This is a genomic window from Paraburkholderia kururiensis (genome assembly GCF_034424375.1).
In the GTDB taxonomy this organism is placed as follows: Bacteria; Pseudomonadota; Gammaproteobacteria; order Burkholderiales; family Burkholderiaceae; genus Paraburkholderia; species Paraburkholderia kururiensis_A.
In genome coordinates this window covers 3,452,595-3,472,935 of the sequence record NZ_CP139965.1, presented here as the reverse complement: position 1 = coordinate 3,472,935, position 20,341 = coordinate 3,452,595, and the positions used below count along the sequence as shown (strand labels likewise).

Annotated in this window: 19 protein-coding genes and 1 tRNA gene; 6 read left to right on the top strand and 14 right to left on the bottom strand. The window is 63.8% G+C overall.

Going from position 1 to position 20,341, the window contains the following annotated elements; genetic code table 11:
• The first annotated feature begins 36 nt into the window (after positions 1–36).
• A complete protein-coding gene (locus tag U0042_RS15430; protein WP_114814674.1) occupies positions 37–933 on the top strand; it encodes an undecaprenyl-diphosphate phosphatase in 897 nt (298 codons plus the stop codon).
• A gap of 50 nt (positions 934–983) precedes the next feature.
• Here the strand turns inward: U0042_RS15430 and trmB are convergent, their stop codons facing one another.
• The 3 genes from trmB to U0042_RS15415 all read right to left on the bottom strand — a co-directional run bounded on the left by trmB (position 984) and on the right by U0042_RS15415 (position 4,179).
• A complete protein-coding gene (gene trmB, locus U0042_RS15425; protein ID WP_114814673.1) occupies positions 984–1,769 on the bottom strand; it encodes a tRNA (guanosine(46)-N7)-methyltransferase TrmB in 786 nt (261 codons plus the stop codon).
• A gap of 511 nt (positions 1,770–2,280) precedes the next feature.
• Positions 2,281–2,931, bottom strand: coding sequence for a hypothetical protein (locus U0042_RS15420; protein WP_114814672.1), 651 nt, complete (start codon positions 2,929–2,931; stop codon positions 2,281–2,283).
• Between the two features lie 240 nt (positions 2,932–3,171).
• Positions 3,172–4,179: a GlxA family transcriptional regulator gene (locus tag U0042_RS15415; protein WP_114814671.1), complete on the bottom strand. Its 1,008-nt coding sequence runs from the start codon at positions 4,177–4,179 to the stop codon at positions 3,172–3,174.
• Positions 4,180–4,713: 534 nt separating this feature from the next.
• Between U0042_RS15415 and U0042_RS15410 the strand changes: the two genes are divergently transcribed.
• Entirely contained in the window at positions 4,714–5,355 is a 642-nt protein-coding gene (locus tag U0042_RS15410; protein ID WP_114814670.1) for an HD domain-containing protein, read from the top strand.
• Between the two features lie 33 nt (positions 5,356–5,388).
• Here the strand turns inward: U0042_RS15410 and U0042_RS15405 are convergent, their stop codons facing one another.
• Entirely contained in the window at positions 5,389–5,598 is a 210-nt protein-coding gene (locus tag U0042_RS15405) for a hypothetical protein (protein ID WP_198665413.1), read from the bottom strand.
• Positions 5,599–5,832: 234 nt separating this feature from the next.
• Positions 5,833–5,907, bottom strand: a tRNA-Gly gene (locus tag U0042_RS15400).
• Between the two features lie 280 nt (positions 5,908–6,187).
• On the opposite strand from U0042_RS15400, the gene U0042_RS15395 reads away from it, so the two are divergent.
• The gene (locus U0042_RS15395) at positions 6,188–7,186 is read left to right on the top strand and encodes a toll/interleukin-1 receptor domain-containing protein (RefSeq protein ID WP_114814668.1); all 999 of its coding nucleotides are present in this window, start codon (positions 6,188–6,190) and stop codon (positions 7,184–7,186) included.
• Here U0042_RS15395 and U0042_RS15390 read toward each other — a convergent pair.
• A protein-coding gene (locus tag U0042_RS15390; protein WP_327204982.1) for an IS3 family transposase occupies positions 7,117–8,279 on the bottom strand; the annotation gives its coding sequence in 2 pieces (ribosomal slippage) (positions 7,117–8,024 and positions 8,024–8,279; 1,164 coding nt in all). The genes U0042_RS15395 and U0042_RS15390 overlap by 70 nt on opposite strands.
• 99 nt (positions 8,280–8,378) lie before the next feature.
• On the opposite strand from U0042_RS15390, the gene U0042_RS15385 reads away from it, so the two are divergent.
• Positions 8,379–9,203, top strand: a complete 825-nt coding sequence (locus tag U0042_RS15385; protein ID WP_157977940.1) for a hypothetical protein — start codon at positions 8,379–8,381, stop codon at positions 9,201–9,203.
• A gap of 434 nt (positions 9,204–9,637) precedes the next feature.
• On the opposite strand, the gene U0042_RS15380 is transcribed toward U0042_RS15385, so the two are convergent.
• Positions 9,638–10,201, bottom strand: coding sequence for a YggT family protein (locus tag U0042_RS15380; protein ID WP_114815377.1), 564 nt, complete (start codon positions 10,199–10,201; stop codon positions 9,638–9,640).
• A gap of 166 nt (positions 10,202–10,367) precedes the next feature.
• Complete coding sequence (locus tag U0042_RS15375; RefSeq protein WP_114815376.1) at positions 10,368–11,303, bottom strand: Rossmann-like and DUF2520 domain-containing protein; 936 nt, start codon at positions 11,301–11,303, stop codon at positions 10,368–10,370.
• Positions 11,304–12,131: 828 nt separating this feature from the next.
• Here U0042_RS15375 and U0042_RS15370 point away from each other — a divergent pair.
• Positions 12,132–12,479: a hypothetical protein gene (locus tag U0042_RS15370; protein ID WP_419150437.1), complete on the top strand. Its 348-nt coding sequence runs from the start codon at positions 12,132–12,134 to the stop codon at positions 12,477–12,479.
• 111 nt (positions 12,480–12,590) lie between these two features.
• Here U0042_RS15370 and U0042_RS15365 read toward each other — a convergent pair whose 3' ends face one another.
• Both U0042_RS15365 and U0042_RS15360 read right to left on the bottom strand, forming a co-directional pair.
• A complete protein-coding gene (locus tag U0042_RS15365; protein WP_114815374.1) occupies positions 12,591–13,277 on the bottom strand; it encodes a LysE family translocator in 687 nt (228 codons plus the stop codon).
• Positions 13,278–13,345: 68 nt separating this feature from the next.
• Positions 13,346–14,926 (bottom strand): UbiD family decarboxylase, encoded by a 1,581-nt coding sequence (locus tag U0042_RS15360; RefSeq protein WP_114815373.1) that lies wholly within the window; start codon positions 14,924–14,926, stop codon positions 13,346–13,348.
• 594 nt (positions 14,927–15,520) lie between these two features.
• Here U0042_RS15360 and U0042_RS15355 point away from each other — a divergent pair.
• Entirely contained in the window at positions 15,521–16,711 is a 1,191-nt protein-coding gene (locus U0042_RS15355; RefSeq protein ID WP_114815372.1) for a transglycosylase SLT domain-containing protein, read from the top strand.
• A 173-nt stretch (positions 16,712–16,884) separates the two neighbouring features.
• Here the strand turns inward: U0042_RS15355 and U0042_RS15350 are convergent, their stop codons facing one another.
• The 4 genes from U0042_RS15350 to ribBA form a co-directional block, all read right to left on the bottom strand.
• The gene (locus U0042_RS15350) at positions 16,885–18,087 is read right to left on the bottom strand and encodes a pyridoxal phosphate-dependent aminotransferase (protein ID WP_114815371.1); all 1,203 of its coding nucleotides are present in this window, start codon (positions 18,085–18,087) and stop codon (positions 16,885–16,887) included.
• Positions 18,088–18,149: 62 nt separating this feature from the next.
• On the bottom strand, positions 18,150–18,584 hold the full coding sequence (gene nusB / locus U0042_RS15345; RefSeq protein ID WP_017774466.1) for a transcription antitermination factor NusB: 435 nt from the start codon (positions 18,582–18,584) through the stop codon (positions 18,150–18,152).
• Positions 18,581–19,096 (bottom strand): 6,7-dimethyl-8-ribityllumazine synthase, encoded by a 516-nt coding sequence (ribH, locus tag U0042_RS15340; protein ID WP_114815370.1) that lies wholly within the window; start codon positions 19,094–19,096, stop codon positions 18,581–18,583. The genes nusB and ribH overlap by 4 nt, the downstream gene beginning before the upstream one ends.
• Positions 19,097–19,173: 77 nt before the next feature.
• On the bottom strand, positions 19,174–20,334 hold the full coding sequence (gene ribBA, locus U0042_RS15335) for a bifunctional 3,4-dihydroxy-2-butanone-4-phosphate synthase/GTP cyclohydrolase II (protein ID WP_114815369.1): 1,161 nt from the start codon (positions 20,332–20,334) through the stop codon (positions 19,174–19,176).
• Between the last annotated feature and the right edge of the window lie 7 nt (positions 20,335–20,341).

Genomic DNA, 20,341 nt, shown 5'->3' with positions numbered 1-20,341 from the left:
GCGGCTCCTGCATGAATATTCTGGAGAGCGAGCCCGATGGATTGGATTCTGACCTGCAAGGCGCTGGTGCTGGGTTTGGTGGAAGGCTTGACCGAGTTCCTGCCCGTTTCGAGCACAGGGCACCTCATCGTCGTGGGGAGCCTGCTCGGCTTCAATAACGAGGACGGCAAGACCTTCGACGTCGTCATCCAGCTGGGCGCCATCCTCGCGGTGTGCTGGGAGTTCCGCCGCAAGATCGGGGATGTGGTCGCAGGGCTCGCGTCGAAGCCGGATGCACGGCGCTTCACGGCGAACGTCGTCATTGCCACGTTGCCGGCCATCGCGCTCGGGCTGCTGTTCGGCAACGCCATCAAGGCGGCGCTCTTTTCGCCGGTATCGGTGGCGTTTGCGCTCGTCTTGGGCGGCGTGATTATTCTTTGGGCGGAGTCGCGTCAGCGCGAGCGCCGCGCCGTGGCGGCCGTTACTGCCCCAGGTTCTGCCGGAGGCGCTGCGGCCGGCGCCATCGCTGAACCGGTCGCCCGCGTTCAATCGATGGACGAACTCACGGCCGCGGACGCGTTCAAGGTGGGCTGCGCCCAATGCGCCGCGCTGATTCCGGGCATGTCGCGCTCGGGCGCCACGATTATCGGCGGCATGTTGTTTGGTCTTGATCGACGCGTTGCCACCGAGTTTTCGTTTTTCCTCGCCATTCCCGTCATCTTCGGCGCGACGGTCTACGAGCTGTACAAAGGCTGGCACGCGTTGTCAGCCAGCTCGCTGGGCCTGGTCGCCCTCGGTTTCGCGGCTGCGTTCGTGAGCGCGTTTGCCTGCGTGCGGTGGCTGCTGCGCTACGTCGCTGCGCACGACTTCACCGCCTTCGCGTGGTATCGCATCGGCTTCGGGCTCGTGATCCTGCTGATCGGCTACAGCGGCGGCCTCGATCTGGGTGAATGACGCGGATTTCGCGGGCTGGGCCTTCCCCGGGGACACGTCCCTGTGTCGCGTCAGTCCGCGCGACGCCTGAAAATCAGATCCCACACACCATGGCCTAGTCGCAGTCCGCGGCGTTCGAACTTCGTCACCGGACGATAGTCGGGGCGCGGCGCGTATTCGGGCGCGGTGTTCTCGAGCGCGGGCTCGGCGCGCAGTACTTCCAGCATCTGTTCGGCGTAGTTCTGCCAGTCCGTTGCGCAATGCAGGTAGGCGCCCGGCTTCATGCGCGAGGCAAGCAGCGCGACGAAAGGCGGCTGGATCAGCCGACGCTTGTGATGGCGCGCCTTGTGCCACGGATCGGGAAAGAAGATGTGCACGCCGTCGAGGCTGGCGGGCGCGATCATGTGTTCGAGCACCTCGACGGCGTCGTGCTGCACGATGCGGATGTTCGTCAGCTCGTGTTCGCCGATCAGCTTCAACAATGCGCCCACGCCCGGCTCGTGCACCTCGACGCCGAGAAAGTCGTCGCCGGGACGGTGCGCGGCGATCTCGGCCGTGCTGTTGCCCATGCCAAAACCGATCTCCAGTACACGCGGCGCCTTGCGGCCGAACACGACGTCCCAGTCCGGATGCTCGGCCGCATACGGCACGACGAAGCGCGGACCCAGCTCGTCGAGGGCGCGGCGCTGGCCCGTGGAAACGCGTCCCGCGCGCGTCACGAAGCTGCGGATGCGACGGCGGTGAAGCACGTCGTCGGTTGCTTCGTCCGCAGACGGATCGGGCTGCTGGGCTTCAGCAGGCGGGTTTGCGGCGGGCGTGTTGCCGGGCAGATCGGCGTCGTTCTGATCGTGAGTCATGGTGTGGGACAGCGGTAAGCGGATGAGGCAAGGTTCGGATGTCGCGTTTGGCCGCAAGAGGCCGGGGCGCGGGCGCGACAGCGATAGACCGGTGGACGGAGCACGGCAAAACGTGGCGCATTTAGCGCATGCTCCGAAGCGCGATGCGGTGGCCGCGGCTGATGTGGCGAACGGAGGCGAACAGGGCGCCTTGCCGGTAAGCGCACGCGCGACGCAAGCCTGGATCGGTATCGCCGGGCAGAGCCCGCATTGCCTGGCCTTATGCCCCGGCGCGAATGCCCGCTTTCTCAGTCCGCGCTCATATGCGCTTCAACCGCGCAGCTCGTCTCGAAGGATGCCGGCAGTTCACCGCCCGCACCCGTGCAAACGCCTGCTGCCGCACTGCACTGGCGGCGCCGTGTCCGTTGGTTTCGCAGGCGCGGATTATAGCAGCGCAGCCAGGCGGCCCTTGAGCCAGGGGCCGCCTTTCGTGTGCCGGCAGGAAGCGCTTCGCGGGGTGGGTGCGACCGCCTTAGAAGCGGTAGCTCGCGCCGATCTGGACGATCGGATAGAAGCGGTAGCGCTGCACCGAATCGCGGATCTTCTGCTCTTCCCGCTGGATGTCGCCGTCCGCGAGCGCCTGCAGGTCGGGCGAAACACTGAAGTCGACGCGCGGGCGTCCGTAGGCCACACCCACGTCGGCCACAAGCCCGAAGCCCTTCGATGTCGGCTTGTGACCGAAGCCGATGCCCAAGTATGGCATCGCCACCGGGTACTTCACCGTCGCGTTCGCGTAGGCGCCGGGCAGCGCCGGGTAGGCCTTGCCGTTGAGCGAGAACGTGCCGTTGGTTGGCACCGCGTTACCCTGGAGCCGGTCGGCATCCAGAAGCAGGCCGCCCGTCAGACGGAACGAACTGCTCGCGAACGGGAACAGGTCCAGATAGCCGCCGCCGTGCAAGATGCGCAGATGCCCGTTGAACTCGTTACCGCCCGCGTTGAACGAGTGATTGAAGGCGAAGCCGTTAACGTCGGCATGCAGCCCGAGCCAGTTGGTCACGCCCACTGCGAGGCCCGCGCCGCCTCCTTGCGTGCCGCCCTGCAGATAGATTTCCTGCGCCGCCGCGTGACCGGCACAGAACGCGCCGCCGATTGCGACAGCCGCGAGCTTGATCAGAATCTTCAAAGAACTTCTCCAGACGAATTGCGCGGTCAATACGGTGCCGCGCAACGTGACTGTAGAGAGCGTGACGGCAAAGCAATGCGTGGATAAGCGGGGCGTTGAGGGCGTAATTCCGCGGTAGCCGCGCGGGGCTTTGCGGCGCGGCAGTTGTGTTGTTGTCCGAAACATTCAGGGCGTGGCCCCTGTTGCGGCAGGCATCGTGGCAGCGCTTCTTTCATGCCGCCGCACGGTACGACCTGCCGGTCAGCGCTGACTTTCCTCGCGCGCTGCGCCGGTATCGCCGCGACGTTGCAGCGTGGCGCGAAAGCGCTCGCGATATTGCATCGGCGTTGCGCCGATGCGCCGCACGAAGACGAGCCGCATGCGGTCCGACGTGCCGAATCCGCAGTCGTAGGCGATCGTTTTCAACGGCGCATCCGTGCTCTCCAGCAGCTTGCGCGCGGTGTCCATGCGCGCTCGCTCGACGAACTCGTGCGGCGTGATGTGGGTCTGCTGCACAAACACGCGCGCGAAGTTGCGTGCGCTCATGCCTGCGATTTGCGCGAGGTCGCTCACCGTGAACGACTCGCGGATGTGCGCCATCACGTGAGCCAGCACTTTGGCGACCGGCGAGGTGTCGTCGGCAGGCGCCGTGAGGTAAGGGCTGAACTGCGACTGGCCGCCCTGGCGCTGCGCGAACACCACGAGCCGCTTCGCAACGGCAAGCGCAAGCTGCGGGCCGTGGTCTTCGGCAACCAGCGCCAGCGTGAGGTCGATGCCGGCCGTAATGCCCGCCGACGTCACGAGCGGCCCATCGCGCAGATAGATGCGATCGAAGTCCACGCGCGCGTGCGGAAACTGGTCGGCCAACTGCTGCGCGTGCTGCCAGTGCGTCGTGACGTGACGCCCGTCGAGCAAACCCGCGCGACCTAGTGCAAAGGCGCCCGTGCAGATGGAACCGTAGCGGTCACAGCGCGCTGCGACGTCCGACAACCATTCCGTGACGCCGGACGGCGCGTCGCCTCGCGGCAGTGACGGACCGCCTGCCACCAGTGCGAGATCGAAGCGGCCCGGCCCGCGCGCGAACGTGTCGTGCGGCGCGAGCGTCAGGCCGTTGGAGGCCCGCACCGTGCCCGCGGTATCGGCGAGCAGCTTGACGTCATAGCGATCCTCGGGGGCAAGAAACTCGTTCGCCTCGCCGAGCACGTCGACCGGGCCCGCGACGTCGAGCGCCTGCACGCCTCTGAAGATCGCAATTGCGACGGTCCGCATGGGGATGGGTCCTCTGGGTTCTCTAGCGCTGCTTCAATTCGTCGTGCCGTGCGTGTCTGCGGCATGTATCGCTGCGGCTATACGCCCGGCAGAAGACGACGTGCGTTTGGCAGTGTCCGGCGGTGCGCCGGCGTTGCCCATGCATGCGCGCTCGCCAATACTCGGTGGCATGGGAATTCGCTTCCGGAGAGCAACGATGCACGAGCATAGCAAAGCCATCGGCGCCAACAGGCGGCACCTTCGCGGCGCCCATTGCGCGCCTCGGCCGGTGCTGCCCTTACGCGATACGCCTCGCGGGCTCGAAGCCCTGCTCGACGAGGCATTGAAAGCGACCTTTTCCGCCAGCGATCCCGTGTCGGCGCCCAGCGTCGACCAAACGCGACGAGCGGCCACACCCGCATGCGGGCGCCTGTGCGCCCATCGAGCAGGCGGTGTGACGTGCCCTGCCTCCGTTGCAGCGTACGTCGGCCGCCGTCACAATCTGTCCGCGTTGTCCGTACGACGTGCGCGGGCTCACTCTCACCGAGGTTCCACATGACACAGACGATTGCCGGCATCAAGATTCCCGACAGCGCGATGGCGCGCGAAGCGACCGAACTCGTGCGCGACACGGAAACGGACCTGCTGTTTCACCACTCGCGCCGTGTGTTTCTGTTCGGCGCATTGACGGGCGAGCGCAAGGGGCTCGTCTACGATCCCGAACTGCTGTACATCGGCGCGATGTTTCACGACATGGGGCTTGTCGAGCCCTATAGCAGCAAGGACGAACGCTTCGAGGTGGACGGCGCCAACGCGGCACGCGATTTTCTGCGTCGGCATGGTATCGCGGAGTCTGACATCGATGACGTCTGGGATGCCATTGCGCTGCACACCACGCCGGGCATTCCGAAGCACAAGCGGCCGGTGGTGGCGCTCGTGACGGCGGGGGTCGAGATGGACGTGCTCGGGCTCGCGTACCACGAGTTCACGGACGAGCAGCGTCATGAGGTGACGCATGCACACCCGCGCGGGCACGGGTTCAAGGAGGGCATCATTCACGCGTTCGCGTGCGGGACGATGCACAAGCCGGAAACGACGTTCGGCAACGTGAAGGCGGACGTGCTGGCGCTCAAGGACCCGCACTATCACCGCGAGAACTTCTGCTCGATCATCCTCGGTTCGGCCTGGAAGGATTGAGCGATCTGAGACGGGGGCGCGGCGCGGCTGCGCCTATAGCGATACGACGACGCGCATCGGTGTGGGACCGCCGAGTTCGAACTCGCGCGTGCGGCCGGCGCGCACGTCGAGCAGCAGGCGGTCGATCTGGCCGACCGCCACGCGCATGCGCTGAGTCTCCGTGGGCGACGACGAATGGTCGGCCTCGGCAAGCATCGATTGGCGAGTCTCGACGAGCAGGGAAATTGCACGCGAGCGCGACATGAAGAAGCGGTCCATCTGTGCGGCCACGCAAAAGAACACGCGGAAAACGGATATTAACCGTACACAGACAATTGATCCGCGTGGAAATTCCCAGCTTGGCGAGGGATGTGTTGCGTCACATTACAAGCGTAGCGCAGCAGCGGCGCGAGTCGCCGTTCGACTTGTTTGACCGGGAGACTGGTGGTGGGAGAAGCGCTGGCCGGTGGGGATGCCAGCAAGGCTTGTGGGGCCTGGTGGAGCGGGCGATGGGAATCGAACCCACGTCTCCAGCTTGGGAAGCTGGGGTAATAGCCATTATACGACGCCCGCGGAGCCAGTAATTTTACAGGGATTTTGGTGGTTTGGGGAGTGGGGTGGTTTGGACTCTGGTATCGAAACTGGCGTGGGTTGATGACGGAGCGGTGGCCCTGCCATCGGAGTTGGGTCAGGAGCCGTCGTCCGAGGTCGATGGCTACGCACTCATCGATCATCCAGATCGTCGTGCCATACCCTGTGGACATGTTAGATTGCACGGAGTGGCGACACACGGGGGAAATGCCGTCCCTGCATGCTTTTGAAGTGATTCCGCTACGACTAACGAAGAAACGCTATGGTGACGCAAACGACGAAGAAAACCACTGCACGGAAATCGCCCGCGAAAAGACTTTCCAGTTCCACCAATTCACAGCGATTCGAACCCGCCAAGCTTGATTCATTATTCATTGTCCTGGATGCAATCGCGTGGCTGGATACGCCGTCAAACGGTCAGATTGCCCAATTCGCAGGGATTGATCCTAGGACTGCGGGAAAGTTGCTCAAAAACGCGTGCCAGATCGGGATGGTTGATAGTGTCGGCGCAGGTTACGCCTTGGTGCTTCCCTATCCCTATAAAGGATCGAAAGAACAGAAGGAGGCGGTGGTCAGGGAAGCACTAGTTCGGCTGCCCCTCCTAACAGGCGTTCGTCAGTTTCTGAGGCTGGGTGATAAGACGGATGTTGCTCTTCGCAAGGCAGCGACCATTGCGGGCATTACGCCGTTTGTCCCTGCCGACATCAATCCTCTGCTTGAATGGGCCCAGTCACTTGGTGCATTGCAACCGGCTCTAATCGCCGAGGATCTTGTTGATGCGGCTGAAAGCAAAAAAGAGCAGCGTCACAAGGACGAGAAGGGACGTCGCATTGCGTTCTTGTCACACAGTTCCATTGACAAGCCCTTCATTCGGCAACTCGCTGCTGACCTCACCGCGAACGGGGTTGACGTGTGGCTTGATGAGCAGCGAATACGGGTAGGAGATTCCATACCGGAGAAAATTGCGCAAGGTTTGGCTGGCTCGGATTTCTTCCTGATCGGGATGAGTGAGAGTTCTGCGAACTCGCCTTGGGTTCAGAAGGAACTGAACAACGCGCTCGTCAATGAGGTACAACGGCGGAAGGTCCATATCCTCCCGCTGAAGCTCGATGAGTCCCCTATGCCACAGATTCTCGCCGACAAGAAGTACGCAGACTTTTCGAAGTCTTATAAGGCCGGCTTGTGTAGTGGTCAACTGATTCCGGACACTGCGTTAAGTTTTTCTTCCGCGACAGCGGGCGCCAGTCCGTCGTTGAACTGATGCGGCCGTATCCAGTTGTACCGATGCATCAGGTAGTGACTGATATCCCGGTGTGCTTCCTGCGCCGACATGTAACCCACTGACGGCAGCCATTCCGTCTTGAAGCTGCGGAACAGCCGCTCCATCGGGGAATTGTCCCAGCAATTTCCACGACGGCTCATGCTCTGCTTTACCCGGTAGCGCCACAGACGCTGACGGAACTTCCGGCTTGCGTATTGGCCGCCCTGGTCCGAGTGAAACAACAACCCTTGCGGTCGGCCTCGTTGCTCGTAGGCCATCTCCAACGCCCGCACGACCAAATCGGCGTCCGGGCGTGTCGAGAAAGCCCAACCGACAACTCGCCGCGTGAACAGGTCGAGCACGACCGCCAGATAATGCCAACGGCCTTGTGCCCAGACATACGTGATGTCGCCGCACCAGACCTGATTCGGCGCACCAACCTCAAACTGACGGTTGAGATGGTTCGGAATATCGATCCGCTCAACCGTCGCCTGTTTGTACGCATGACTGCCGGGTTGCTTGCAAATCAACCCCAGCTCTTCCATCAAGCGGCTGACCTTGAAGCGGCCAATCGCCGTACCTTCCTCGCGCATCATGCCCATGATGCTGCGACTGCCGGCTGAGCTTCGACTCTCGATGAACAGCTCGTGTACCCGGCTACGCAGTGCCATTCGCTCGGCATCAACACGTCGGGCTCGCCCTCGGTGGGCATACAGGCAGGACCGCGACACGTCGAATACCGCGCAGATCAGCTCGACCGATTCGCTTGCGCCAATCTGATCAATTACTTCGTACGTTCGATGCCTTCCGACATCAAGAGCGCGGTAGCCTTTTTTAAAATGGCCTTCTCACGCTCGAGGCGTTCGATACGCGCCTCGAGTTCCTGAATACGCTGTTGATCCGGCGTGATTGCCTTGCCCTTCGGCGTGACGCCCTGGCGTTCCATCTGAAGTTGCTGCACCCAGCGGCGCAGCACCGTCTCGCCGACGCCGACCGAACGGCTCGCCTCTGAAAAGTTATAGCCCTGGTCAAGCACCAGGCTGGCTGCTTGCTGTTTGAACTCGGGGGAAAACGAACGACGTTGCTTCGGCATCAGACACCTCTCCATGGCGAGCATTCTCGCCTAAATCAGTGTCCGGGTTCATTAGGCCACTACATTGGACGACCTACTCAACGCACTGAAGGATGAGGTATGACGACTGCACAGAAGAAGGCACGATCGATGCCGAAAGGCGGGCGAAAGGGCGGCACCATTTTTCCACGAGTAGCGCTTGTAGATGCACTTGGATATGCACGGAAGTTGGTTAGCAAGACGCACACTAGCGCGCAACCGAAGGAAGTCATCTTTTCCGGTGTGGTTGGAGCCAAGACCGGTCTGGGAGATGTACGCGTGTCTGCACTGAGGCAGTATGGCTTCCTGAAGGGCGACGCGAAGTCGAACTTCTCTGCTGACGAATTGGCCAAGCAAATCGTGGCGGCGCCGCAAGAGGAGTTAATCCCGCTGTACAGAAGGGCCGTGTTAAAACCGGTCGTATTCAAAAAACTGTTCGATACCTTTCACGGTGATACCGTAACGAAATCCAAGCTGAAGCAACGTGCTGCCGACCTGAAGGTTCACCCTGACGAAACAGAAACCTGCGTGGATTTATATGTCTCCGGCCTGACGACCGCTGGTCTGGTGACTGTCGAAGGAGATCGTGTAACGCACATGACATCGGACGATGCTTCGGCGATGCCTGTTGGGATTCCCGCTGAGGACATGAATCCCGACTTACCAGCAAGCGCATTGACAGACGTGGCTGAAACTGGGCAGAGCAATCCTTCCGTTGATATGGGTAACGAGGCCGCGGCAGGGAACGGTAATGGTGCGAACATCGCAGCGGCGACACCATCGATGGGAACAACCCAAAGTGGACCGCGCGCTGTCTTTAATGTGAATGTTACGCTCGACTCCAGCATGGACATCGAGAAACTGCAGAAACAGCTCGAACTATTGAAGCGCTTCGGAGCAATCTAGGCGCTGCAGTAACAGCCATTTCTCCGGACAGTAATTAAGAACTAAACGGGCTTCGGTAATCCCGCCGAAGGGCCAGCGCGATCGGAAGTGGAGTTTGCTGTTTGAGGAGTCCTGCCGAATGCAGTCGAGATGCACGGATAACCGCATCATGGAAATGGAACTTTAGAGCCAGCACGACAGCAGCCTTCCGTAATCGAAGCTAGCATGGAAACTGGCATCGCCGTAAAGCCCGCGTGAACAGTGGGGCTTCGTGGACTCGGGAGAAAACCCGAAGTGAGAACGCGCGTGAATAGTGGTTTGAGTAACGCGCAGGGGCTTGGGAAGCTGGGGTAATAGCCATTATACGACGCCCGCGGAGCACGCAATTCTACGCGGTTTTGCGTGAATTCCGCAATCTCGCGCGCCGCAGGCGCGGCACGCGAGCGTTGCCGCATTCAAATGCCGAACAGCGTGAGCGACACCGCCAGTCGCGTCACGACCATCAGAAGCACCTGCACGATGACGAAGAGCAGGATGGGCGAGAGATCGACGCCGCCCACCTGAGGCACGACGCGGCGCAGCGGGTTGAGGAACGGCGCGGTGAGCTGATAGAGGATCGGCATGGCGGGCGAGCGCGGATTGAGCCACGACAGCAGCGCCATCAGGATCGTGAGCCAGATGAGCAGGTTGAGCGCCCATTTCACCACCGTCAGCACGGCAACGAGGAGCAACATGGGCAGCAGCCCGAGCGGTTCGACACCTGCGATCAACACCATCAGCACGACATAGACGAGCGCTGCGATCAGCGCTGCGACCACGCTCGCCCAGTCGATACCGCGCGTGCCCGGTATCACCCGACGCAGCGGAAGCACGAGCCAGTTGGTGACCTGCAGTACGGCGCTGGAGACGGGGTTGTACGGCGGCATGCGCACGAACTGCAGCCAGGCGCGCAGCAGCAGGGCAGCGCCGAACAACGTGAAAACGGTATTGAGCAGAAAGCGGGCGATATCGCCGAACATCGCGTGTCCTTTTCTTTCAGGGCGCATCGGTGGATGCGCCGGCCTTGTTGTCGAATGGTGTTCCGCGTCGGGCGCAGCCTCGCGTGAGCGCCCGGAAGGCAGGCGCCCCGCGCCGCCTTCGCGCGGCCAGTATGCGGCGCCGCGCCGGTCGTCACATTATCACGGCTTACTCGCCGCTTGCATCCGCCGGAATGCGGCCGAGCGTGCGCGCGAGCGATGCCTCGACGGCGTCCGCCATGGTGTCGATTGTCGCGGGCGGCGTCTTGCGCCGGCGTGCGAGCCGGATGGCGCGCCGGGTCATGAGTGCGTAGAGCGGCGCATGGTCGCCGCCCATCGATTCGAGCAGCGCCAGCTGCTTTTCGACGACGCCCGCGTCGCCGCGCGACACGGGGCCGGCCAGCGCGTTGACCAACCCTTTGTCGCGAGCTGTTTCGATCGTGCCTGAAAGCATGGGCAGGACGGCGCGCAGCGCATCGTTCTCGTCGAAACCCAGCTTGTGCCACAGGCTGACGCACTCCGCGAGGCTGCATAGCGCGAAGCTGGCGGCATAGTGCGCGGCGGCGTGGTACAGCATGCGGCCGCCAGACGGGATCGAGAGCGGATGGCAGCCGAGCGCGCGAGAGAGATCCGTGAGAGCCTCCTTGAGGGGTCCGTCCGCCTCGATGGTGACGGAGCAGCCCGCGATGCGCGCCAGGTCTGCGAGATTTCCGGCGAACAGGTAGAGTGGGTGAAAACCGCCGGTGGTGGCGCCCTGGTCTCGAGCGGCCGAAAGCAGTTCCACAGGCGACGCGCCACTGCAATGCACGAGGGCCCATGCGCCGGCGCGCGCAGGCGAAGGGGCGAAGCGAAGACTGTTCGCTGTCGAACCGATGGCGTCGTCCGGGACGGTTAGAAAGACGATATCGGCTGCGTCCACCACGTCTTGTGGATCGTCGTACGTAGCGCATTGGCCGATTTGCCCGGCGAGCGCACGGGCCGAATCCGGCGTGCGGCTCGCGATGGCTGCCACGGGGTAGCTGGCGCGCGAGAAGCCGTGCGCGAGACAGAATGCGATACGCCCCGCGCCGATGAACCCGATGCGCGGTAGTGGGGACAGAGACATGGTTTCTGCTCCGACGAAATGAATACGGAAGGGTGGAGTATCGCCGATCAAAAGGGTGATACCGGTGACACGTCCGGGCGGCCACAGCGCTTGACACTCGCCCGTGGTGCGATGTCCGCTACCGTCCGGTACGTTGCTGCGGACACTTTCCTCAGAACAGTCCTGGCCGGGTATGGCGGATGCCACCCCTCATGTACGCGCCGTGCCTTTGGCTCGACGGAACGGGCGCACAATTTCTGCCTGGTTCCGGCTTTCCGTTGTGGTTGATCGTCGTGTTGGTTCTATCCGGCAGTTCGTTTCGGGAGAGTTCACCATGAGCATCTTTTCTTACCGGAAACACCTGCGGTTCCTAACCCACTCGCAGCGCCGCCGGTGGTGGGACCAAAGAAAACGTCTGACGCCACGCGTGCAGATTGGTGGGGCCTATGTGCCGCCGAGCGTGACTCGCGAATTCACGTACGTCAAAGTCGGATAGGGGAGTGGGCTTCACTCAGCGAGTCGCTTTCCGAACAGATCCGAGCGCCCGGCCAGACGCCGGGCGTTTTGTTTTTCCTCGCGCCTTTCGTGGCGGCCGCTGTCTCTTCTTTGACGCCCCAATTTGTAATTAAACATTACCGGTCAGGCACGGAACGCGCGAGCCGACGCGGTAAAACGGCTTTTGACTATCGACACCGCTCAGCAAGTGCCTCGATTTATCTTGAATTCGGTGGGACGGTGTGAATCCAATGTACAGCGGCCGTTCCCGTTGCTTGCCCACGCGTTTACGGACCTTGCAATTTGCAACAAATGCCGTCGGCGGCGTAACGGCCTTTTCGTTACATTAGATGCATGACAGTACCGTCGTGCGGGCCGGCACGGTGCCGTGCCGCAAGGAGAAGAGAAGTGAAGAAGACTGTTTCGTTTGTTGTTGCCGCCGCGCTCGGTTTGGGGCTCGCGAGTGCGGTCGAGGCTCACGTGTCGATCGGCGTGGGCATCGGGGTGCCTGTGGCGCCCGCCTACCCTGTCTACGCAGCGCCGCCGCCTGTCTACTACGCACCGCCACCGCCGCCCGTCGTCTATGCGCCGGCGCCGGCTTACTACTATGGCCCGCCGCCCGGCGTGGTCGTGGGAGGTTACTGGGGCCGGCCGTACTGGCATCACGGCGGCTATTGGGGAGGCGGTCACTGGAGGCGCTGATTCACGGCCAGATGCCGGACGGCGACCGATGCATTTGCTAGCAACCGCACCAACGTAGCTCTGATACGGACGGCGCAACGTGAGGGTTCCCCCCGTTGCGCCGTTCCGCGTTTACAGTACGCCGCCGCTCTGCGCGTGCTGCACGACGATGAGGTCGTGGTAGCCGTTCACGATCACGCTCCACGAGAAATAGGCGAAAAGCAGCGCAGAAAGGACATGACACGCGCGCAGCAACCCTGGACCCGCCCGTTTGCGGCCGTGGCTCGCGAGGCTGCACAGAAAGAGTGTCCAGGCGAGACCGCCCACGAAGAAGCCGGTCAGGAACACTGCCGCGCCGCCTGCATTTGTCGCACCGGACTTCGCGATCAGCGCGCCGCCCACTGCGGCGAACCACAGAATCGCGGTCGGCGACGAGAGCGCGAGCAATGCGCCGCGCGTGAAGCCGCGCGAGGGACTGAGGTGCGGCGTGCTGGCATCGGCTTCGCCGGCCACGGCGGGGGCCGCGGCAGGATTGATGGCCTCTCTCGCCATCTTCCACGTGAGGAAGAGCAGAATGGCGCCGCCGCCGATCCAGACCACCCATCGCACCGGCGCGAACTGCAGAAGCGCGGCCATGCCCGCGAGCGCGAGCGCGGCGTAGATGAGATCACCCAGGCAGGAGCCGAGGCCTAGCCAGAATCCCGGCTTGAAGCCGTGTGTCAACGTGAGCGAGATCATCGCTACGTTCACTAGTCCGATATCGAGGCACAGCGACAGCGAAAGAAAAAAGCCGTCCGAGAACATCGAGAGGGCGGGCATGCGAAAACAAACTCCAGTTTCTGATTGTTGTGACGACTTGCGCGCAGGGTCTCGCTACCATCGCCTTTTCAGCTGCCGCCGAACCCTAGTTCGTCCCACAGGCGATCGACGCGCGTCTTGACCGCGCTATCCATCACGATGGGACGTCCCCATTCCCGGCTGGTCTCGCCGGGCCACTTGTTCGTGGCGTCGAGGCCCATCTTGGAGCCGAGACCCGCCACGGGCGAGGCGAAGTCCAGATAGTCGATGGGCGTGTTCTCCACGAGCACCGTATCGCGCGCCGGGTCGATGCGCGTTGTGATGGCCCAGATCACTTCCTTCCAGTCGCGGATGTTCACGTCTTCATCCACCACGACGATGAACTTCGTATACATGAACTGGCGCAAGAAGCTCCATACGCCGAACATCACTCGCTTGGCATGACCCGGGTAGCTCTTCTTCATCTGCACGATGGCCATGCGGTAACTGCAGCCTTCGGGCGGCAGATAGAAGTCGGTGATTTCGGGGAACTGCTTCTGCAGCAGCGGCACGAACACTTCGTTGAGTGCGACGCCGAGCACGGCTGGCTCGTCTGGCGGCTTGCCTGTATAGGTGGAGTGATAGATCGCGTCGCGCCGCATCGTAATGCGCTCCACGGTGAAAACCGGGAACCACTCCTGTTCGTTGTAGTAGCCGGTGTGATCGCCGTAAGGGCCTTCCAGCGCATGCTCATATGCGGCAGCCGCGCCTTTCGACGGACGCGGCGGCGCGCCCTCCGGTGCCGCGGGGAGCGTGTGCGGATCCTGCGGATAGATGAAGCCTTCGAGCACGATCTCGGCGCGCGCCGGCACCTGCAACGTATCGACGCCCGGCGTCAGGCACGACGCGAGTTCGGTACGGGCGCCGCGCAAGAGTCCCGCGAACTGGTACTCGGAAAGCGTGTCCGGCACCGGCGTCACGGCGCCCAGTATCGTGGCGGGGTCGGCGCCGAGCACGACCGCGACGGGATACGGCTTGCCGGGGTCGCGCAGTGCGAACTCGCGAAAGTCCAGCGCGCCGCCGCGGTGCGCGAGCCATCGCATGATGAGCTTGTTGCGCCCGATCAGCTGCTGCCGGTAGATGCCCAGGTTCTGCCGCACCTTGTTCGGCCCGCGCGTGACCGTGAGCCCCCACGTGACGAGCGGCCCGGCGTCGCCGGGCCAGCAGGTCTGGATGGGCAGCTTCGCCAGGTCGACGTCCGTGCCTTCCCAGACGATGTCCTGGCAGGGCGGCGAGCCAACCGTTTTCGGCGCCATGTCCCATACGGCCTTGGCGAGCGTGAAGAGCTTGCCGGCGTCCTTGAAGCCGCGCGGCGGTTCGGGCTCCTTGAGGGTGGAGAGCAGCCGGCCGACGTCGCGCAGCGACTCCAGCGCGGCGCCGTCGCCGTCGGACTCCGAAGCGTCGATGCCCATGCCGAGCGCCACGCGTCGAGGCGTGCCGAAGAGGTTGCCGAGCACCGGGAACCCATGCTGGCCGCGATGCTCGAACAGCAGCGCAGGGCCGCCGGCCCGCAGCACGCGGTCGCACAGCTCGGTCATTTCCAGCACAGGCGACACCGGCTGGCCGATGCGGCGAAGTTCGCCGAGCGTCTCGAGACGGCTGATGAAGTCGCGCAGATCTTTGTATTTCATTCGGATGGGTCAGGGCCGCGCGAGCGCGGCGGGGCCGAAGAGGTAGGCGCAACGGGCGGACGATACGAGGTGCCGCGGCGCCCAAAACGGTTGTCGATTTTACCTGCGTTGCTCGCCGCACGTTGGCACCCGAAATCGCGATGGTCCCGAAACGCGCTTGGTGAGCGGGTCTCCACACGCTGAACGCTGTTCATTATTACATTTGGTTATAGTTGTGACGTGCTATAGTGTTGACGATCTATAAAACCCTGCTAGAATCGCTCGACATTGGGTGCAGGGCTTGAATTCTTTACCATCGCCCCCGGTCCTTCAGACGCAACGCGTCACCGTTTGCCGACCCCTGCACGGCTACTGAACGGTCTAGATTTGTTGTCCTCGCCGGCGCCACGTGACGCCGGCTTTTCGCGTGGGAGTCGCTGCGCGCATGTCTTCGACACATGCCGCCCGACCTTTGTGGATGACTCCCCGTACGGCGCACCTGCCGTTTCCCGACGCTACCGCACCAACCAGAGCGCGTGGCGTCTTTGACCCTTCGAATGGCTGTACGTCGGCTTGCCGACACGTTCACCGGGTCATGCAACATGGGAGATCCGAATGAACACCTGGTTAACGTGGCGTCCCGATGAACGGTTCGCCGAGCGGCTGACGCAAAGTTTGCGTGCCGTTCTGCGCCGTGGGACGCGGTTGAGTCACCATCTCTTCAGCGTGGTAGGCGGCGTGGCCGTCCTGTTCGCGCTCGCCCTCTGGCTGATGCCGAGCTGGCGCGGCACCTTCGCGGCCCGTGTCATGCCGTTCGTTTCGGCGGCGGTCCAGGCCGGTCCGGCGCGGCTGTTGCAAGGCAATCCGTTGCCGTCGTTTGCCCCGCCGGGCGCTCGTAGCGGCGCGTCGGACGGCTCGCTGGCCTCCATGGCGAGCGATCCTGCGGCGGTCGCTGGTGGCGTGGCCCCCGTATCGATGTCGGACGTTCCGGCCGACAGCAACGGCGCCGCCTTTGCGCCCTCGCCGTTTGCGTCCGTCACATTGAACGGTCTCGACCCGCGGTCGCTGCCGAGCGTCGGCGAACTCGCGCGGATGATCCCGTCGCAGCGCGTCGCCGCCGATGCGCGCGACAACCGCGTGCTCGTTTCCGTGCGTGAGCAGGCGCTCGTCGCGACGTATCTGTCGCGTCGCTATCGCGTGGCGCAGGAGCCAGTGGGAGAACTCGTTAAGGCAGCATTCGACACCGGCCGCGAAGTCGGCCTCGATCCGCTCCTGCTGCTGGCCGTGATGGCGATCGAATCCGGCTTCAATCCGTATGCCGAGAGCGGCGTCGGGGCGCAGGGCCTCATGCAGGTCATGTCGAAGGTCCATTCCGACAAGTTCCAGTATTTCGGCGGCAAGAGCGCCGCGCTCGACCCGCTCGCAAACATCAAGGTCGGCGCGCTGGTTCTCAAGGACTGCATCGCACGCGGTGGCTCCCTCGCGGGTGGCCTGCGCCTGTATGTCGGAGCGTCGACGCAGGACGACGGCGGCTACGGCGCGAAGGTGATCGCCGAGCGCAGCCGTCTGCGCGACGTGGCTCGCGGCGTGAAAGTACCGATCAATGCACCTCAGGCACCGGCCACTGCTGCCGCGCCGGCCCAGCAGTCGCAGACCACGGTCGCTTCCGCGAAGCGCGTGCAGGTTACGCTCGACGGCGCACATCCGCTCTCGGACAAGGCTGCGGCCGCAACGGCCCACGTGCCGGCGCAAGACGACGCCAGCACGAGTGCGCAGAAACACCCGTCGTCTGAGATGGGCGCCTGACGAGGGCGCAGCAACGCGGAAGCCGCTTCGCGCGGACCAAAGACGGCATGGCCGCCGGCCAGATAGACCGGCGCAAGCAGGCGGAAAAGAGAAAGGGCACCTCGCGGCGCCCTTTTTTCGTTGGTGAATCGCGGGCAACGCTGCTCGGCCGGCCCGCCATGAAGCGCTTCTCTTCAGCGCCCCGTGCGCTCGAACAATACCCGCAACCGCTGCACCGCTTCTTCGAGCTTCGCCTGCGCCGTCGCATAGGAGAGGCGAATATAGCGGCGCGGCTCGTTCGTGCCGAAGTCCATGCCCGGCACGAGCACGATGCCTGCGTCGTGGAGCATGGCTTTCGTCAGCGCGTCGCTGTCGCCGGCTGCGGGATGAGGCATGCCCGTGCAATCGGCGTAGACGTAGAACGCGCCGTCGGGCATCACAGGCACGGAAAAGCCGAGCGACTTCAGGGCCGGCACGATGTAGTCGCGCCGCGCCTGGAATTCGCGCCGCCGCGCTTCGTAGATGGCGAGCGTGTCAGGCTCGAAGCAGGCGAGTGCCGCGTGCTGCGCGAGTGCCGAGGCACAGATGAACAGGTTCTGCGCGAGTTTTTCGAAGGCACTCACCAGCGCGGGCGGCACCACGAGCCAGCCGAGCCGCCAGCCGGTCATGTTGAAGTACTTCGAGAAGCTGTTCACCGTGACGACGTCGTCGCCGAGGGTCAGCGCCGAGACTGGGCGCGCGCCGTAGCTGAGCCCCTGGTAGATCTCGTCGACGATCGTGAAGCCGCCGCGCGCACGCACCGCCTGGACGATACGCTCCAGCTCGGCCGGCTCGATGGACGTGCCCGTTGGGTTCGACGGCGAGGCGAGTAGCACGCCTCGCGTGCGCGCGGTCCACAGGCGCTCGACGTCGTCTGCCGTCAGCTGGAAGCGTTCGGCCGGGCCGCTCGGCACCAGCACCGGCTTGCCCTCCGCTGCGACCACGAAGTGCCGGTTGCAGGGATAACATGGGTCGGGCATGAGTACTTCGTCGTCGCGATCGACGAGGGCCGCGCACGCGAGCAGCAACGCCGCCGACGCGCCCGCCGTCACGACGATGCGCGCCGGGTCCACGCTGACGCCGAAAGCCTGCTCGTAGTGACCGGCAATGGCTTCGCGCAGCGCGGCGATGCCGACGGCGCTCGTGTACTGCGTCACACCGCGCCGCAGCGCGGCCGCGGCGGCTTCGACGACGGGTTCGGGCGCCGTAAAGTCCGGCTCGCCGATGCCCATGTGGATGATGTTGCGGCCGGCTTGCTCGAGCAGCGCCGCCTCCTTGGCCAGTTCCATCACATAGAACGGCTGGATGGCGTCGACGCGGGCAGCAAGGCGCAGCAGCGGTTCGGCTACGGAGTTCATACGGTGATTCCAGTTCCTGCGGGTGCCCGGCGACTTTGGTTTTAGCGGCTCGGGCTGAAGGCTTAGCGGCGGCGAGCGGCCTGCGATTCGTCGGGGCGCAGTTGCGCCGAGAGCTTGTCGAGCACGCCGTTCACGTACTTGTAGCCGTCCGAGCCGCCGAACGTCTTGGCGAGTTCCACGGCTTCGTTGATCACCACGCGATAGGGCACGTCGATGTGGTGCTTGAGTTCGTATGTGGCGACGAGCAGCACGGCGCGTTCGACCGGTGAGAGCTGTTCGATCGGACGATCGAGGCACGGCGTGATGTCGGCGGAAAGCGTGTCCGACTCGCGGATCACCCCGTGCAGGATCGCTTCGAGGTGTTCGTGGTCGGCTTTGTCGTAACCCTGCGAACCGCGCAATTGCGCGTCGATTTCGCCGGCGGGCACGCCCGAAAGCAGCCACTGATACAGCCCCTGCGTGGCCAGTTCGCGGGAGCGTCGGCGTGCGCTCTTCATGCCCGTTCCTCTTCGTCTTCCTCGTCCTCGTCTTCTTCGTCGTCGCCGTCGAGTTGCTCCAGCGCGACCGCCAGGTTGGCCATCTCGATGGCAACGCGGGCGGCGTCACGACCCTTTTCGGTCATGCGGGCCACGGCCTGCTCGTCGGTGTCGGTGGTGAGCACGCCGTTGGCAACCGGAATGCCGAAGTCGAGCGCGACGCGTGTGATGCCGCCGCCGCTTTCGTTCGAGACGAGCTCGAAGTGATAGGTCTCGCCGCGAATCACCGCGCCGAGTGCGATGAGCGCGTCGAACTGGCCGCTTTCCGCGAGTTTTTGCAGCGCGAGCGGAATTTCCAGCGCGCCGGGCACGGTGACGAGCAGCACGTCTTCGCCAGCCACGCCGAGGCGTTCGAGTTCTTCGATGCACGCGTCAGCCAGGCCGTTGCATACCGGCTCGTTGAAGCGCGACTGCACGATGCCGACGCGCAGGCCGTCGCCGTCGAGATTCGGTTGGTATTGTCCGATTTCCATATGAGATCCGTAGTGTCGGGTTGAGCGTGAAGAGGCCTGAATGTGCCGTGAGCCTTCGATAGTGGGCCGCGCGTGTTTCAGTCGTGCGGCGATTGGGTCTCGGGCGGGTAGGGCGGCAGCGATTCCTTGCTGCCGGGCATCGGCATGAAGCCCGTGACTTCGAGGCCGTAGCCCGACATGCTGCCGAGCCGCTTCGGCCTGGAGAGCACCTGCATGCGGCCCACGCCGAGTTCGCGCAAGATCTGCGCGCCCACGCCGTAGGTCTTGAAGTCGACCGGGCGCCGCGCGAGGGCCTCTGCGCGCTCTTTCTGGTCGAATGCCTTGAAGACGTCGATCAGATGGTCCTTGGTATCGCCGCAGTTGAGCAGCACGATGACGCCGAGTTCGCGCGCCGCGATTTCCTTCATTGCCGCGTCGAGCGTCCACGAGTGCGTGGAGGCGCCGGTTTCCAGCAGATCGAGCACGGAAAGCGGCTCGTGCACACGCACGGGCGTGTCCTGATCCGGATGGGGCGTGCCGCGCACCAGCGCGATGTGCGGCATACGCGTGGGCTGGTCGACGTACATGACCGCGTGGAACGGACCGTGCGCGGTTTGCATGGTGCGCTCGGCCACCCGCTCGACGATCGATTCGGTGCGGCTGCGGTAGTGGATCAGGTCCGCGATCGTGCCGATCTTGATGCCGTGTTCCTTGCTGAAATCGATGAGGTCCGGCAGGCGCGCCATCGTTCCGTCATCCTTGATGATTTCGCAGATCACGGAGGCGGGCGTGAGGCCCGCGAGCGCCGTGAGGTCGCAGCCGGCTTCGGTGTGGCCGGCGCGCACGAGCACGCCGCCTGGCTGCGCCATGATCGGGAACACGTGGCCCGGCTGCACGATGTGCTCGGGGCGCGCGTCGTGTGCGACCGCGGCCGTGATGGTACGAGCCCGATCCGCAGCGGAGATGCCGGTGGTCACGCCTTCGGCGGCTTCGATGCTCACCGTGAACGCCGTGCCGTACTGCGTGCCGTTGCGATAGGTCATGAGCGGCAGGTTCAGCTGCTTGCAGCGTTCCTGCGTGAGCGTGAGGCAGATCAACCCGCGCCCATAGCGCGCCATGAAGTTGATGGCTTCCGGCGTGACGAAGTCGGCCGCAATGACGAGATCGCCTTCGTTTTCCCGGTCTTCTTCGTCGACGAGAATCACCATCCGGCCGGCTTTCAGTTCGGCGATGATCTCAGGGGTAGAGGCGAGCGTCATGTTCGGG

Bases quoted from the DNA above. Each gene is read 5' to 3' on its own strand.
- ribBA (WP_114815369.1), bottom strand. From the start codon at position 20,334: ATGACGCTCGCCTCTACCCCTGAGATCATCGCCGAACTGAAAGCCGGC.
- U0042_RS15410 (WP_114814670.1), top strand. From the start codon at position 4,714: ATGACACAGACGATTGCCGGCATCAAGATTCCCGACAGCGCGATGGCG.
- U0042_RS15380 (WP_114815377.1), bottom strand. From the start codon at position 10,201: ATGTTCGGCGATATCGCCCGCTTTCTGCTCAATACCGTTTTCACGTTG.
- U0042_RS15415 (WP_114814671.1), bottom strand. From the start codon at position 4,179: ATGCGGACCGTCGCAATTGCGATCTTCAGAGGCGTGCAGGCGCTCGAC.
- U0042_RS15355 (WP_114815372.1), top strand. From the start codon at position 15,521: ATGAACACCTGGTTAACGTGGCGTCCCGATGAACGGTTCGCCGAGCGG.
- U0042_RS15370 (WP_419150437.1), top strand. From the start codon at position 12,132: ATGACAGTACCGTCGTGCGGGCCGGCACGGTGCCGTGCCGCAAGGAGA.
- U0042_RS15430 (WP_114814674.1), top strand. From the start codon at position 37: ATGGATTGGATTCTGACCTGCAAGGCGCTGGTGCTGGGTTTGGTGGAA.
- ribH (WP_114815370.1), bottom strand. From the start codon at position 19,096: ATGGAAATCGGACAATACCAACCGAATCTCGACGGCGACGGCCTGCGC.
- U0042_RS15395 (WP_114814668.1), top strand. From the start codon at position 6,188: ATGGTGACGCAAACGACGAAGAAAACCACTGCACGGAAATCGCCCGCG.
- U0042_RS15385 (WP_157977940.1), top strand. From the start codon at position 8,379: ATGACGACTGCACAGAAGAAGGCACGATCGATGCCGAAAGGCGGGCGA.
- U0042_RS15350 (WP_114815371.1), bottom strand. From the start codon at position 18,087: ATGAACTCCGTAGCCGAACCGCTGCTGCGCCTTGCTGCCCGCGTCGAC.
- trmB (WP_114814673.1), bottom strand. From the start codon at position 1,769: ATGACTCACGATCAGAACGACGCCGATCTGCCCGGCAACACGCCCGCC.
- U0042_RS15405 (WP_198665413.1), bottom strand. From the start codon at position 5,598: ATGTCGCGCTCGCGTGCAATTTCCCTGCTCGTCGAGACTCGCCAATCG.
- U0042_RS15365 (WP_114815374.1), bottom strand. From the start codon at position 13,277: ATGCCCGCCCTCTCGATGTTCTCGGACGGCTTTTTTCTTTCGCTGTCG.
- U0042_RS15375 (WP_114815376.1), bottom strand. From the start codon at position 11,303: ATGTCTCTGTCCCCACTACCGCGCATCGGGTTCATCGGCGCGGGGCGT.
- U0042_RS15360 (WP_114815373.1), bottom strand. From the start codon at position 14,926: ATGAAATACAAAGATCTGCGCGACTTCATCAGCCGTCTCGAGACGCTC.
- nusB (WP_017774466.1), bottom strand. From the start codon at position 18,584: ATGAAGAGCGCACGCCGACGCTCCCGCGAACTGGCCACGCAGGGGCTG.